This window comes from Synechococcus sp. BIOS-E4-1 (assembly GCF_014279995.1).
Lineage (GTDB): Bacteria > Cyanobacteriota > Cyanobacteriia > PCC-6307 > Cyanobiaceae > Synechococcus_C.
The window spans coordinates 918,948-931,720 of record NZ_CP047935.1 but is presented as its reverse complement, the minus strand read 5'-3'; the positions used below and the strand labels follow the sequence as shown (position 1 = coordinate 931,720).

The 12,773-nt window shown below is 53.7% G+C and carries 16 protein-coding genes; 10 read left to right on the top strand and 6 right to left on the bottom strand.

The window, feature by feature from the left end; translation table 11 throughout:
* Positions 1 to 71 precede the first annotated feature (71 nt).
* The gene (locus SynBIOSE41_RS04540; protein ID WP_186539777.1) at positions 72 to 587 is read left to right on the top strand and encodes a septal ring lytic transglycosylase RlpA family protein; all 516 of its coding nucleotides are present in this window, start codon (positions 72 to 74) and stop codon (positions 585 to 587) included.
* The gene (locus SynBIOSE41_RS04535) at positions 580 to 993 is read left to right on the top strand and encodes a hypothetical protein (RefSeq protein WP_186539776.1); all 414 of its coding nucleotides are present in this window, start codon (positions 580 to 582) and stop codon (positions 991 to 993) included. The genes SynBIOSE41_RS04540 and SynBIOSE41_RS04535 overlap by 8 nt, the downstream gene beginning before the upstream one ends.
* Before the next feature lie 64 nt (positions 994 to 1,057).
* Here SynBIOSE41_RS04535 and SynBIOSE41_RS04530 read toward each other — a convergent pair whose 3' ends face one another.
* Positions 1,058 to 1,288, bottom strand: coding sequence for a DUF1651 domain-containing protein (locus SynBIOSE41_RS04530; protein ID WP_066907094.1), 231 nt, complete (start codon positions 1,286 to 1,288; stop codon positions 1,058 to 1,060).
* A 1,347-nt stretch (positions 1,289 to 2,635) separates the two neighbouring features.
* Here SynBIOSE41_RS04530 and SynBIOSE41_RS04525 point away from each other — a divergent pair.
* Both SynBIOSE41_RS04525 and SynBIOSE41_RS04520 read left to right on the top strand, forming a co-directional pair.
* Positions 2,636 to 3,262 carry a cyclic nucleotide-binding domain-containing protein gene (locus SynBIOSE41_RS04525; protein ID WP_186539775.1) on the top strand — a complete coding sequence of 209 codons (627 nt, stop codon included), beginning with the start codon at positions 2,636 to 2,638 and terminating at the stop codon, positions 3,260 to 3,262.
* A gap of 449 nt (positions 3,263 to 3,711) precedes the next feature.
* A complete protein-coding gene (locus SynBIOSE41_RS04520; RefSeq protein ID WP_186541443.1) occupies positions 3,712 to 3,927 on the top strand; it encodes a hypothetical protein in 216 nt (71 codons plus the stop codon).
* Positions 3,928 to 3,954: 27 nt separating this feature from the next.
* On the opposite strand, the gene SynBIOSE41_RS04515 is transcribed toward SynBIOSE41_RS04520, so the two are convergent.
* Positions 3,955 to 4,119, bottom strand: coding sequence for a hypothetical protein (locus tag SynBIOSE41_RS04515; protein WP_186539774.1), 165 nt, complete (start codon positions 4,117 to 4,119; stop codon positions 3,955 to 3,957).
* Positions 4,120 to 4,505: 386 nt separating this feature from the next.
* Here SynBIOSE41_RS04515 and SynBIOSE41_RS04510 point away from each other — a divergent pair, with 386 nt between their 5' ends.
* From SynBIOSE41_RS04510 to SynBIOSE41_RS04495, 4 genes are all read left to right on the top strand, one after another.
* A complete protein-coding gene (locus SynBIOSE41_RS04510) occupies positions 4,506 to 4,706 on the top strand; it encodes a hypothetical protein (RefSeq protein WP_066907079.1) in 201 nt (66 codons plus the stop codon).
* Positions 4,707 to 4,957: 251 nt separating this feature from the next.
* The gene (locus SynBIOSE41_RS04505) at positions 4,958 to 5,233 is read left to right on the top strand and encodes a DUF3764 family protein (RefSeq protein ID WP_186539773.1); all 276 of its coding nucleotides are present in this window, start codon (positions 4,958 to 4,960) and stop codon (positions 5,231 to 5,233) included.
* Positions 5,234 to 6,114: 881 nt separating this feature from the next.
* Positions 6,115 to 6,267 (top strand): hypothetical protein, encoded by a 153-nt coding sequence (locus tag SynBIOSE41_RS04500; RefSeq protein WP_186539772.1) that lies wholly within the window; start codon positions 6,115 to 6,117, stop codon positions 6,265 to 6,267.
* A 52-nt stretch (positions 6,268 to 6,319) separates the two neighbouring features.
* Entirely contained in the window at positions 6,320 to 6,574 is a 255-nt protein-coding gene (locus SynBIOSE41_RS04495; RefSeq protein WP_186539771.1) for a Nif11-like leader peptide family natural product precursor, read from the top strand.
* A gap of 238 nt (positions 6,575 to 6,812) precedes the next feature.
* Here the strand turns inward: SynBIOSE41_RS04495 and argF are convergent, their stop codons facing one another.
* Both argF and ftsH read right to left on the bottom strand, forming a co-directional pair.
* Positions 6,813 to 7,769: an ornithine carbamoyltransferase gene (gene argF / locus SynBIOSE41_RS04490; RefSeq protein WP_186539770.1), complete on the bottom strand. Its 957-nt coding sequence runs from the start codon at positions 7,767 to 7,769 to the stop codon at positions 6,813 to 6,815.
* Between the two features lie 52 nt (positions 7,770 to 7,821).
* A complete protein-coding gene (gene ftsH, locus SynBIOSE41_RS04485; protein ID WP_186539769.1) occupies positions 7,822 to 9,699 on the bottom strand; it encodes an ATP-dependent zinc metalloprotease FtsH in 1,878 nt (625 codons plus the stop codon).
* Positions 9,700 to 9,848: 149 nt separating this feature from the next.
* On the opposite strand from ftsH, the gene SynBIOSE41_RS04480 reads away from it, so the two are divergent.
* A complete protein-coding gene (locus SynBIOSE41_RS04480) occupies positions 9,849 to 10,559 on the top strand; it encodes a potassium channel family protein (protein ID WP_186539768.1) in 711 nt (236 codons plus the stop codon).
* On the opposite strand, the gene ribD is transcribed toward SynBIOSE41_RS04480, so the two are convergent.
* Together ribD and SynBIOSE41_RS04470 are read right to left on the bottom strand one after the other, a co-directional pair.
* A complete protein-coding gene (ribD, locus tag SynBIOSE41_RS04475; RefSeq protein WP_186539767.1) occupies positions 10,534 to 11,670 on the bottom strand; it encodes a bifunctional diaminohydroxyphosphoribosylaminopyrimidine deaminase/5-amino-6-(5-phosphoribosylamino)uracil reductase RibD in 1,137 nt (378 codons plus the stop codon). The genes SynBIOSE41_RS04480 and ribD overlap by 26 nt on opposite strands.
* The gene (locus tag SynBIOSE41_RS04470; RefSeq protein WP_186540790.1) at positions 11,670 to 12,167 is read right to left on the bottom strand and encodes a DUF3122 domain-containing protein; all 498 of its coding nucleotides are present in this window, start codon (positions 12,165 to 12,167) and stop codon (positions 11,670 to 11,672) included. The genes ribD and SynBIOSE41_RS04470 overlap by 1 nt, the downstream gene beginning before the upstream one ends.
* Before the next feature lie 24 nt (positions 12,168 to 12,191).
* On the opposite strand from SynBIOSE41_RS04470, the gene SynBIOSE41_RS17980 reads away from it, so the two are divergent.
* Entirely contained in the window at positions 12,192 to 12,497 is a 306-nt protein-coding gene (locus SynBIOSE41_RS17980) for a hypothetical protein (RefSeq protein WP_255475946.1), read from the top strand.
* Positions 12,498 to 12,773 lie beyond the last annotated feature (276 nt).

The following is a 12,773-nucleotide window of genomic DNA, read 5'->3' as shown; positions in this document are numbered from 1 at the left end:
GACTGAGGTCCAAGCCGCCATGACAGGAGCCACCACTCTTGCTATGTCCAACAAAGGGTTTTCAGCTGCAGATGCCATCCATGCAACGACTCACCAAGCTCGCATTAATCCTGCTGATCTTCAGCGCCATTGGATGCGGGAAGGAAGCCGTCACCGGCAACGCTGCGACAGAAAAAGGCGCCACAGAAAAGGCCGTCAGCACCCAGGCAGTCACTGAAAAGAACGTCGCAGAAAACCCTGTCACCAGCAAAGCGATCGATTCAGACGATGCGCGGTCAGAAAACAAGCAAGCATCCCAGCCCGTGCATGGCCAGGCCTCCTGGTATGGCCCTGGTCACTATGGAAACAAGACAGCAAGCGGTGAAATTCTCAAAAAAGGAACGATGACTGCCGCGCACAGCAGCCTGCCGATGGGAACCAAAGTGAGAGTGACACGTCTGTATAACAACAAAAGCGTGACTGTGGTGATCAATGACCGCAAACCGTTCAAACAAGGCACCGTGATTGATCTTGCCCATGGCTCAGCCACAGCCCTCGACGTTGACGACGACGGCAAGACATCCGTTGAGATCGAAGTGCTTGATTGAAAGGAAGCAGAAGCCAAGAAAGCAAGCTCAATCGATCCATGGATATCGGAGTGGTAACTCAGATCGCTCAAGCATCAAACACCAGGACAACCTGCGCAAAAACAAACTGTCGAAGCTAAGGTTTAAAAAACTGGAGCTTGCGATGGCAAATTCTGGACTCGATTACTTACTACAGTTCAGCAAAATACAAACAGGTGAAATCATTGGCAACATCGAAGCAAAAGACTTTTCAGTCATTAAAGACGGGTCTCAGATGGGCCATTTGATTATCGACTGCCGTTGCACGAAGTACAATAAACGGTTCAACATTGCGGCAAGCAGCCTGAACTGGAAGATCACAAAATTCCTGAAGGGATCATTACAGTCACTTGATTATTCAACTGTTCAGCACCGCCGCAAAGAGTGATACCAGCTCCAGGTTCGTTCATGACGGATCGCAACACCTGGCAGGAATCAATCCAGAAGAGCAATCACCAAACCGCTTCACAATGGGTCCAGCCAATGTGCTGAAGCTCTTTGTATAACGAGATGGCGTCTTCGTAGCGCATATTTCTGCGTGACTTCAACATTGCAGGCTGGTCTCGAGACAACCTCCGGCCGTGGTCAACGAGAACCCGCACATCCTTATGCCCACTCTGTGGCTCCCTGTGAAAGCGCACTGCCCAGTATTTTTGTGGATCCTTTAGCCAACCGTCCGTCATCAGTTGATTATTCAGCGGAAACGGGTTTTAACGAGTACGAAGGGCGACCGCTTGAATTTATAACTGCAGGAATGACTTCCAGCGGCTCTTTACAAATTCTTCCAAAACACCATATGTGGGAGAAAACGAGTGCTTACGGCTCGACAATTCCAGCAATAGCGTCTTCTCACAGCAACCATAAGCCAAAGATGCCACCGCAACTGCCGGAAAACACGCCCGAATAGGACCATTTCACGACGAACTGACACCCGGTTTATGGCAGCACCGGCGTGATCGGTCGGCTTGAGAAGACATGGACCTACCACCACGGCCAAGCTGCAAGGCAAGGGCCTGATCGGCGGCAGCAGGATCAATGGCGAAGCAGCACAAAACCAGCAAGCTCAATGCATCAACTGTTCACCTACGGGAGAGCGATGAATAATATCGACACGGCAAAGACCGAGCGAGGAGACAGCGCGGGCTGAGCAACCGAGGAAAGGAAGTGGCCTTGCAGCGGTGAAGCTCAAGAAGCACCTGTCACCCCCCAATGCCATTAAGTCAACCCGAAGCGGTACATCTTTGGCCAAACCAGCAAAAATCCAGCCAACCAGAGTGGGCATAACGATCAGAACTAATAAAAAGAGACAAGTAACAGCAACAAACTGATTCTAAGACCGCAAGAATACAGACACAGACATCAACTCATTAATCACTTGCCCATGAAACCAATCCTGACCATCAGCGCCGATCAAAACAACCATTCATCCCTTCACAGACGACAGCACACACCTGATTTTTTTCAGGAGTACAACACTTGAACAGACACTGACTCCAACATTAGCCCGAGCAGAGAATCAACAGCGATAGCATGAATCAAAACCTCGCCCATGCCATTAAACATACTCAATGGATTCGCCAGAGAAGGATTGGCAAGGAAGAGTTGCTCCAACTAGTTGCCCCAACTTCTGACCACCTGTTGAACCAATTCCCTGATTCGTAGAATTAAAGCCAATGAAACATTCCATCAAGTTTGGACGCTGTCATTGAGTCCTATTTGCATTGATTGACTGCGCAATGCCAGCATTGTCGGCAGACGCGGAATAGAGAATCGGTACTGAAAGGCTGTGGAGAGTAATTCCCTCAGAGGCATCCAACATCTCTCCACCGACAGGAGACCTCATCACCCAGATCAAGGGCAACTGCAATCCTGCTCACAGGGGTGATGGCCACTTCAATCAGACCGAAGTCCAAGCTCCGCAAGCCCCTAGGCACATGCAATGAAGGTCCACATCAGAACATGACGCTAAGCAAGGGTGTGATGCCTCTCGCGGCTGGGCAAGTCAGCATGCCTCCAACCGCTAACAGTCGGTGGATGAGAGCAAGATTGGAGAACTCCGCAAGATGCGCGTTCGTTTACCGATGTTGGTGAGCACCCATCTCGCTGCGATCAATCACAGAACACTTCGCCCATCCATCGGAGAAGTCGTCATGCAACAAGGCACTCTTGCGGAACGCGTCTTGGTGGTCCGGGCAGGAGAACTAAGCGTTCAGCGAACGGAAGCCGGAGGCCAACCGCGGCTCATCGCCACGGTTGGTCCCGGCGAAATGGCTGGAGAGATGGCCTTGATGGGCGACCAAACTCACAGCGCCACGGTCACGGTGAGCCGTGGGCCTGCTGAGCTATTGGAGGTAAAAGCAGATGACCTGCTGCAAGCGGCGGTCTACGACAGCGACCTGATCATTGAACTCCTCGCTCTGAGCAGTCACCGCTGCAGGGAAACCAGCCGCCATCTTGCCCTGATCCTTGAATCCCTTGATGCACTGAACACACAAGATCATTCAACCTTGAAGCGGTGCTGTGAAGAGCTTGACAAGGACTACGGACAATCCCTTTCAGGCAGTGCAGATCTTCTGCAACAACTGGCAGAAAAGATTCAAGCAGTGCAACCTGAAGTGGTGAGACACACCTCAGATTCCTACCCAGACAATACTTAACGGCTGAGTCGAAAACTGATCGCAAATGGATCAGTGAGAGCTAGCAGGCAGTGGCCAGCAGCAAGAGCCATCCAGAAACCTTCGACTATCAACTTTCCATTGCTCTGGACATTAAGCAATCCAACACCAGCTGCTTTGAATTCAATACTCCAGTGATGGCGTTGAAAGTCGTGAGTCCTTAAAAAGAACTTCAAGCGTGTAGTGCAATACATTTCATCGCGGATTGGAGAATATCGATTTGGCTTAGAGGTTTTCACTGAGGATGAACTTGCAAATTGTCGAAAGCTGCATCATCCCGATTGGTGCTCAACTCTGCTCTTCACCATGAACCATGGCCATGGCCATGGCCATGGCCATGGTCATGGTCATGGTCATGGTCATGGTCATGGTCATGGTCATCAACAGACCTAGCTGAAATCAGTTGAGGCATCACGGCTGACCACCATCTCTTGCTTCACAGTGATTCCAGCAATGAAGATGAGATCGACCGTGCATCACTCACTATGGAATGGATTATCCGCCCTATCCGTGCCGTCTTCTTCGCTGATGAGCAGGCGTTCAACTGGATTCAGAAAAAACTGGGGCTATCGAACTATCAGATGGCAGCACTTGTTTGGCTCAAAGGCCTGATCCTTGGCTTACTGCTTGGATGGTGGTTGCTCTAAGTCGCTACGGATCCTGAACTGGCTTGACTAACAGTCGTAAATCAGCTCCGACTGCTGTTCACGCCTGGTTCCGTCGCTTTCCTTCATTTGAGACTCGTCGTAGTCAATGGCCCTCAAGGAACAAGCCGGTGCTCGATAGGGCTGACGTTTGCCGTCGGTCATTTCTGTGCCGATTGACTGGGCCGAAGCCATGCAGATCACAGTCAAAGATGTGTCGCGACACTCGGTTAATACCCACGAACGGCGGGCATGTCAGCTCTCATTTGTGCTTTCCATCACGCGAGAGCATGAATCGACAGGAGAGACTCGGACAGTCGTGATCACCACTCAGCTACAGCACAAGAAGAGTCGCCTTGAAATCTGATCCTTGACGAGCACTGGCACCTGCCAGCACTCTCAGACGCCTGAGCGATCTCAGCGGCAAGGGCTGAAAGGGCTGAAAGGGCTGAAAGGGCTGAAAGGGCTGAAAGGGCTGAAAGGGCTGAAAGGGCTGAAACATTGGCAAAGCCGGACAATCGCCAAACAGGCGTCAACCGATCGTTACGTTCGTTAATATTTGAAAAACAACAGGTAGTTCCATGACTTCTTCATCCTCCAACACCCCTGATCCACAAAAGGTTTTCAGCGAAAAGCTCAACGGGCGAGCTGCCATGCTTGGCCTCATGATTGGCCTGGCCGTTGAAGCCGTAACAGGCAAAGGAATCATTCAACAGGTCTGGGGTTTCAACGAATCAACCAAAGGAATCGATTTCTCTGGTCTTCTCAGCTTCTTCAGCTGACTGGTTCAGCAACGCAGGCCTCAACACGGCTTCGATTGGCCAATTCCATCGGGCACGACAACTCCAAACCAAACTTACCCTGAGGCTGGAGCAACCAGCCTCTTTTTTATTTATTCTGGCTCGCTGAAACCAATTTTAGTGCATAGCGTGCGAGAAGTTGGCGGTTCTAATTCGGCAAGTCTTCATGAAGATGCCTTGGGTTTTACTTCGATCAAGGTAAAAATTGAATTCTGCTAATCCAACACAATCAAATGATCGAAACCGTCGTCTGCACACTCGACATCAGCAACTCTTTTACGGAGTTTGCCGACAGATTCGATCACGAGGAAGCAGCTGGGCGAGAGGCAAAAGGCATCAAAGTGCTTTATCGCGGTGTCTGCAGGGAAAATCCTTCCAAAGTTGTGATCATCGTCCAAGCCGAGACGGGTGTGATTTCAAGACATATGCAAGAAAACACTTCGCGGTTCATGCGTAACGGTGCGCTGATGGACACAGCTGTCGCCACTGCGTATCAGGAAGGCTGCTAGCCATAGAAGACACGAACTAAAAGAGACGGATTGGCTCATTCGTTACCAGCACTCTTCACAAAGCCATTGCCTGCAGAAACCAATACCCCTCTGGCAACGATTTCTTCCGTGACAAAGAACGCTAAACATTTAATAAGCTGGCTTATTGTTGATTTATGAAGCGTTGCGCAAGATTGAACATCAATTCAGCGCAAATGCTTCTTTTGGTGCTATTAATTTTAACAAGGGGTCTATTTTCTAATGGCTTTTGCTGCCTCCCGAAATCACCAAGGCTTTTATCCAATAAACTGAGAGGACTGCAAATTAATTCCATGGAAAACAAAGTTACCGATAACACTGTTCAAGCATTAGACAACGAGGCCGCAAACGACGTAAATCCAACAGTTCTGATTGGAATTTTTATTGCTGTAAGCACCTTTTTCATTCTTGCATCGACAATAGGATCTGTCGTAGAGAGTTTTTCATAACGGCGAAGAGAGAAAACAAGGATCTTTATAAAAACCAGTATCTATCGACGAATCATGATCAGCCCGCTCAAGAGCGGCAGTTTTCATGTGTCATTGATCCACACACCTCACCAGTGCCTGCATATAGCACTGGTTGAAAAGCTTGCTCAAAGTTTCTTACCAAGTGATCGAGTCAAATCATCCTAAATATTAAACAAAAGAGTCGACTGCCATTACTTGGATCAAGTTCTAACACGTGAATCTATATCGCAGCAAGCAGAGTTAAGAAGAAAGTATCACGCACATGGTTGATTTTCAAAGTTTTAAAACCAGTGTCCAACTCCGACAAGCACTGAGTTTACTCATACAGTCTAAGTTGATTCTGTGCGACCTGCAGACCGTTGCTATGACCACTGAACACAGCACAGGATCCTAATGACTGAAGAACAAGCCAACAAGGACAGCAAAAAGCTGTCAAAGGAAGAACTCAGAGGCATCGTTAAGCTGTCTGATGAAGAACTGAAAGGGATCAGTGGCGGTGGTGCCGCAAGAATGATGCAAGTCAAAGAGTCGATTATGAAAAAATAATCAACGAATGCCTCCAAATAAAATCGATAACTTCACCATCGCGCAATCACTAATGTCCCTAGAACAACTCAGGGCCTTCCTCGCCAAAGCCAAAGGCAATTCCAATCTTCAAGAGAAGCTCAAAGCCGCTCAATCACCTCATGAAGTAATAAACATCGCTAAAGAACATGGTCATGAATTCACTGCTGATAAAATAAGCCTGCTGAGCGAAAAAGAGCTTGAACACGTAGCTGGTGGCGTGGCGGGCTGCATTAATTGTCACGACTCAAATCAATGGGTTGCGAGCAGGGGCGAACTCATGCCGTAATTGCTATGGATCCAAATACTCTGACTTTATCGCGTAAGCCACTTCAAATAATCGCGATTTTATCTTAATTCGACCAGTCCAAAAAGGCCACAAATCAGCTTCTGAAACACGAAACAAATTTGCGAATCATTTACAATCAAGGGGCAAGCATTAAACACTCAATATAACGATAACGAATCAACGGATTCAAGTTCAGGATTTAGCTTTCTAAAATGACCGAAGAATTTTGCATCATTGCCTAAAGTCCACCAAGCAAGGCCGCTAACAAAGCTTGTTGCGCATGCAAGCGATTTTCTGCCTGATCGAAGATCCGACTGGCGGAGCCCTCCATCACCCCCGCACTGATCTCTTCACCGCGATGGGCAGGAAGGCAGTGCAACACGATGGCGCGCGAGTCGGCTTTGGCCAACAGTTCTTCATTCACGCAGAACCCCTGGAAGGCCTTTTCCCGCTCCAGCTGCTCCTGTTCCTGCCCCATCGAGGCCCAGACATCTGTGTAGAGCGCCTGCGCACCCGCAACAGCAGCTGATGGATCACTGCTGACGCTGATCTCAGCACCGCCAATCGCAAGGGAGCGGGCCTGGTCAAGCACGGCTGGTAGTGGCTCAAATCCATCAGGACAGGCGATGCGCACGTTGACGCCCAACAAAGCGCCACAGAGCATCAAGGAGTGCGCCACGTTGTTGCCATCGCCTACGTAGGTCAGCGTCTGACCTTGGAGCTCACCGAAGGCTTCCTGCATGGTGAGAAAGTCGGCCAGAGCCTGGCAGGGATGCTCCAGATCGGTGAGAGCATTGATCACCGGAATCGAGGCCCAGTAGGCGTAATCGGCAAGCTCCTGCTGGGCGAAGGTACGAACTGCCAGCACATCACAGAAGCGACTCAACACTCTGGCGGTGTCCTCCAGGGGCTCCCCTCGTCCCAACTGGGTGACCTGGGGGTTGAGGTCCACGGTCTGTCCGCCCAGCCTGGCCATCGCCACCTGGAAGCTGACGCGGGTGCGTGTGGAGGCTTTGGTGAAAATCAGGCCCAGCACGCGGTTGCCGAGATCAATCCGGCGGTCACCACTCTTGAGCTGGCAAGCCAACTCAAGCAGTGCCGCTGTCTGCTCAGCTGTTGTATCCGCCGAAGAGAGGAAATCTTTGCCGCTCAGTGCCGAGAGGACGGCAGCAACGCTGGTGGTGGCGGACGTCATGGACTGAGTTCAAAGGAGTGTTATCGGGGACAAACAGTGAATCCGTCAAGCCTCAGGCAGCAATTGCCTCAGGCATGACGCTGGCATCGAGCATCTCTTTGAGCTCATCGCCTTCAATCACTTCCTTCTCCAGAATCTTCTGAGAGATGGTTTCCAGCAGAGCCATGTTTTGACGCAGGATCGTGAGGGCCTGGTCATGGGCAGTGTCGACAAGAGCACGCACCTCCTTGTCGATGGCCTGAGCCGTGGCATCACTGACGGTGCGGCGAGGGTTGTTGCCGCCGCCGAGGAAGCGACCTCCGCCCTGTTTGTCGTAGGCCAGTGGTCCGAGGGTCTCACTCATGCCGTAGGTCCCCACCATCTGCTCAGCAATATCCGTGGCTCGCTGCAGATCGTTGGATGCACCAGTGGTGACCTTGCCGAACACCACTTCCTCCGCAGATCGTCCACCCAACAGCGTTGCGATCTGACCCTGCAGTTCTTCCCTGGAGTTGAGGAACCGCTCCTCGGTGGGGAGCTGCAAGGTGTAGCCGAGCGCGCTCATGCCCCGGGGCACAATCGAGATCTTGGCCACCTTGCTGCCACCAGGCATCAGGTGACCGACGATGGCGTGGCCCACTTCGTGATAAGCCACCACCTTCTTTTCGTCTTCCTGGAGTACACGGCTTTTCTTCTCCAGACCAGCGACAACCCGCTCGATCGCTTCACCGAGATCTTGTTGCTCAACTTTGGTGCGCTTGGCACGGGCCGCCAGCAGTGCTGCCTCATTCACGAGGTTGGCCAGGTCAGCACCTGCGAACCCGCTGGTGGCCTGAGCGATGCGGTCGAGGTCGACTCCTTCTGCCAACTTCACCTTTTTGGCGTAAATCTCCAAAATCGTCTTACGACCAGAGAGATCAGGGCGATCCACAAGCACCTGGCGATCAAAGCGACCGGGACGCAGCAGGGCCGCATCCAGCACTTCTGGCTGGTTGGTGGCTGCGAGCACAATCACTGGCTTGTCTTTGGAAGCAAAACCATCCATCTCGGTGAGCAGCTGGTTGAGGGTCTGCTCACGCTCATCGTTGCCGCCCACAACACCCATCGAGCCCGAACGACTCTTGCCGATGGCATCCAATTCATCGATGAAGATGATGCAAGGAGCATTCTTCTTGGCCTGCTCAAACAGATCGCGAACGCGCGCAGCGCCAGCGCCAACGAACAGCTCCACGAATTCCGATCCGCTGATGATGAAGAAGGGCACGCCCGCCTCTCCAGCGACGGCTTTGGAGAGGAGCGTTTTACCGGTGCCGGGAGGGCCCACCAGCAACACACCTTTGGGAATGCGGGCACCGATTTCGGTATAGCGATCAGACGACTTGAGGAAATCAACGATTTCGGCCAGCTCATCCTTGGCCTCGTCAACGCCGGCTACATCCGCAAAAGTGACACGCGACTGCTCATCGGGCACGTAGACCTTGGCCTTGCTCTTGGTGAAGTTCAAAGCCCCCTGGGCTCCGCCAGCTCCCATGGAGCGGCGCGCAAAGAACTGGAGCACCAGGATGAAAATCAGCGGGGGAACGACCCAGCTGAGAATGGTGGTGAAAATATTGGGCTTCTTCGGTGGTGCAGCAGCGAACTCAACGCCCTTGGTCTCCAGGCGCTGAGGTAAATCCATATCAAAGATCGGTGTGGTGGCAAGCACCGATGGCGCTCCCTCTTCGGCTTCGGAGAGCTCGTAACGAATCTGATCCTGGGTGATGTAGGCGCGCTTAACGGCACCGTCATTCACCTGATCAATAAACAGGGAGTAAGGCACACGCGGAACCTGCTGCATGCCTTGGTTAGGTATGAAGCTGCTGATCAGCAGCAACACACCAAATCCGATTAGCACCAGGTTGAGGATTCCAAAGCGGCGGTTGGGGCGGTTGTCGTCCTCGCGGATCGGCATAAATCACGTCCTGTGCTGGTGAAAGGTTAGAGCCGGGATTCCAAGCCTGGTCAGAGCGCGATGGCGGAGAACCGAACGACACATCATGTTCTTGATGCTCGCCAGCACTGGCAAACCTGGCCATTCTCAAACTGAGCGTGGCGAACACGATGCAATTGGAATCAGGGCTCACCCCTTGGAAGGACAAGATCTACGAGCTGCTGTTGGGGCTCTGCCTGCTGGTGATGGCGAGCTTTGCCTTCCCTCGCATCAGCTGGTTGGGCAACTTTGGTTATGCCTTGATCGCCCTGCTGCTCACCCAGCTTGTGATGCTGCGCAGGACAAAGCTGAGCTTGCACGACCGGATGTATCAGGTTCTGGGGATTGTTGCCCTTCTGACCCAGCTTTTGTGGTTGTGCACGCCCGTGAAGTGGTATTTCAGCGCCGTCCCTCTGGTTCTGAGCTGGAGCCTGCTGGTGGGCTGGAGCCTGGTGCGCCTGGTGACGCGACTTGCCAGCGAACATCGCGTGAACTCCAAGGTGCTGATGGGAGCCGCCGCTGGCTACCTCCTGCTTGGGCTGACCTCCGGCTTGGTGATGATCGGCATCGAAACAATCCAGCCTGGCAGCTTTGAACCAGTCCCCCTGCCAGGGGTCGAAGTAGTGGGCAACTCCAATGTGCTGGAGTTCACTCCCTTGTTTGCACAGATCAACTATTTCGCGTTCATCTGCCTCACCACCGTGGGCTTCGGTGACATCACGCCGGTGCATCCGATGGCACGCATGCTGTCGGTGAGCACTGGCGTGGCCGGTCAGTTGTATCTGGCGGTGGTGATGGGGATCCTGATCGGCCGTTTCAGTTCGAGGCTGAAAAAGGGCTGACCAGCCCCTGCATCAACAGGTCCTGACCAAGGCTCAGGCATGGCTCACAGTTCAAGCTCAACACCTGATCCATCGCCGTTAAGCCCAGGTCACCGAGTGGCGTTCGAGCCAGCGCCCCTCCCAGGAGCTTCGGCGCAATCACAGCAGCGATCTCCTGAACACAACCCTGCTGCAAAGCCGCTGAGGCCAGACCCGGGCCGCATTCCCACAGCACCCGATTACAACCACGGCGAGCAAGTTCCCGCAATAGGTGTTCAGGCTCACAGGGATCGAGCTTCTGAAGTTCAACCCCCTTGGCCTGCAAGGCAGCCAGATTGTTGGCCTGGGTGTCCATTTCCCTGTCTTCAGGGGCTGCATGGGCCACCAGGGTGGGAGCTGTGGCCTGCTGCCAAAGCTGAGCTGACAAGGGCAGGTCAAGGCTGCGGCTGAGCACGACTCTCAGCGGTTCTGGCGAGCGATGACCACGGCTGGTGAGCAGCGGATCGTCGGCCCGAACGGTGCCACCACCCACGATCACTGCATCACAACGAGCCCTGAGTTGATGCACCCAGGCACGCGCAGACGGACCACTGATCCACTGGCTGGCGCCATTCGGCAGCGCCGTGCGCCCATCCAGGCTCATCGCCCACTTGAGCACCCCCCAGGGACGACCAGTGCGCACGCGATGCACAAAGGCCCGGTTCTGATAGGCGGCCTCTGACGCCAGGATTCCGCTGATCACCTCCAAACCGGCATCGCGCAGACGCTGCAAACCACCACCGGCAACGCGCGGATCAGGATCAGTCAGGGCGACCACGACCCGCTCGATACCAGCAGCAAGAATCGCTTCGGTGCAGGGAGGTGTCCTGCCCTGATGGCAGCAGGGCTCCAGGGTGACCACGATCGTGCCGCCACGTGCGGCTTTGCCAGCTTGCTTGAGGGCCCCAGGTTCGGCATGGGGCAGTCCCGCTCGGGCGTGGAAACCCTCTCCCACCAAGCAGCCCTCTGAATCGAGCACAACCGCTCCAACCAACGGGTTGGGACTGGTGCGTCCTTCCGCCAGGGCAGCCAGCTGGAGCGCACGGCGCATCCAGGGAATCCAGCGCTGCTCCGGTGTGGCCAGACCCGCCATCAGCTCAGCGGCTCGGTCTGCACATCACGCCATTCAGCCACCACGTAGGGAGGCACGGGCATTTCATTGAAAACACCGGGCAGGAAGAGGCGCAACGGACGCTTGTTGGAGAGATCATTGAGCAGCGGATCGAGGGCAAATTCAGCTGCAGCTTCACGGCCATCCGTAGCCAGCAATGCATTCTCGAGGGTGATGTCTTCGAGCTGCCATTCCTTCACACCAGCCTGCACCAAGAGGGAAGTGGGGTGCTCAAGACGCATCTTGCCGGGGTAGCCAACGATGCGCAGAACCACCGGATTCCCCGGCTCGCCAACGCGATAGGCCACCGCCTGCCAGCTCTGGTAATCGAGATCGCGCAAGCTCTCCAGGCTGCGCAGCATCGGCGCGCCATTTTCATCCTGATGCTCATGCACCTGGGCGCTTGCCGCTGCTGGGGTGAGCAGCAGCAACACAACAGCAACCAGCAATGTGCAGAACAAACGACGCAGCGCGAGCATGAACAGAGCGTGGAAGGTGTGACCATGATTAGTCATGAATCACTGAAAGCGGCGTCCTTGCTGAATCCACGTCTCGACTCCTGCAGCACTGGACTGCGTGAAGTCGATGAGATGACACCAGCTGGGAACCATGATGCCGAGCTGAGATTCGGCCCAGGCCAGTTGGGCTACGACGTGAAGCGCATCCCGAATCCCCCGCAACCGCTTACAGCGATCAAACGCCATCTGCAGGCGAACCAATGGCTGAGCTCTGTCGAAGGCCGACCCTTCTGGATGCTGTTGGCAGCGCGGGAGACCCAGGGCCCGGTGCTGGATGCTTCAGCCGAATAGCTGCTGAAGCTGAACCCCGGTGAAGGCATCAAGTTGCATCTGGGCACCTGGCACGCAGGGCCGCTGTTTGAAGCAGCGTCGGCATCGTTTTTCAACCTTGAGCTTGCTGACACCAACCAGCGCGATGAAGAAACACAGCCGCTCAGTCGCTCAGTGAATGTGGAGCTGGATTGAGAACAGCCATGAAAACCGCTCTCAGAAAAAGCCTGCTCACGCTATTGATCAAAATCGAGCCACACATTTTTTCGCCTCTGGCTGCATCATCAAATTGACCAG

What these genes read in the sequence shown, in the direction of transcription:
- SynBIOSE41_RS04540 (WP_186539777.1), top strand. Translation starts at nt 72, where the DNA reads ATGCCATCCATGCAACGACTCACCAAGCTCGCATTAATCCTGCTGATC.
- SynBIOSE41_RS04530 (WP_066907094.1), bottom strand. Translation starts at nt 1,288, where the DNA reads ATGACGGACGGTTGGCTAAAGGATCCACAAAAATACTGGGCAGTGCGC.
- SynBIOSE41_RS04515 (WP_186539774.1), bottom strand. Translation starts at nt 4,119, where the DNA reads ATGGCTTCGGCCCAGTCAATCGGCACAGAAATGACCGACGGCAAACGT.
- SynBIOSE41_RS04510 (WP_066907079.1), top strand. Translation starts at nt 4,506, where the DNA reads ATGACTTCTTCATCCTCCAACACCCCTGATCCACAAAAGGTTTTCAGC.
- SynBIOSE41_RS04505 (WP_186539773.1), top strand. Translation starts at nt 4,958, where the DNA reads ATGATCGAAACCGTCGTCTGCACACTCGACATCAGCAACTCTTTTACG.
- SynBIOSE41_RS04500 (WP_186539772.1), top strand. Translation starts at nt 6,115, where the DNA reads ATGACTGAAGAACAAGCCAACAAGGACAGCAAAAAGCTGTCAAAGGAA.
- SynBIOSE41_RS04495 (WP_186539771.1), top strand. Translation starts at nt 6,320, where the DNA reads ATGTCCCTAGAACAACTCAGGGCCTTCCTCGCCAAAGCCAAAGGCAAT.
- argF (WP_186539770.1), bottom strand. Translation starts at nt 7,769, where the DNA reads ATGACGTCCGCCACCACCAGCGTTGCTGCCGTCCTCTCGGCACTGAGC.
- ftsH (WP_186539769.1), bottom strand. Translation starts at nt 9,699, where the DNA reads ATGCCGATCCGCGAGGACGACAACCGCCCCAACCGCCGCTTTGGAATC.
- SynBIOSE41_RS04480 (WP_186539768.1), top strand. Translation starts at nt 9,849, where the DNA reads ATGCAATTGGAATCAGGGCTCACCCCTTGGAAGGACAAGATCTACGAG.
- ribD (WP_186539767.1), bottom strand. Translation starts at nt 11,670, where the DNA reads ATGGCGGGTCTGGCCACACCGGAGCAGCGCTGGATTCCCTGGATGCGC.
- SynBIOSE41_RS04470 (WP_186540790.1), bottom strand. Translation starts at nt 12,167, where the DNA reads ATGCTCGCGCTGCGTCGTTTGTTCTGCACATTGCTGGTTGCTGTTGTG.
- SynBIOSE41_RS17980 (WP_255475946.1), top strand. Translation starts at nt 12,192, where the DNA reads ATGATTAGTCATGAATCACTGAAAGCGGCGTCCTTGCTGAATCCACGT.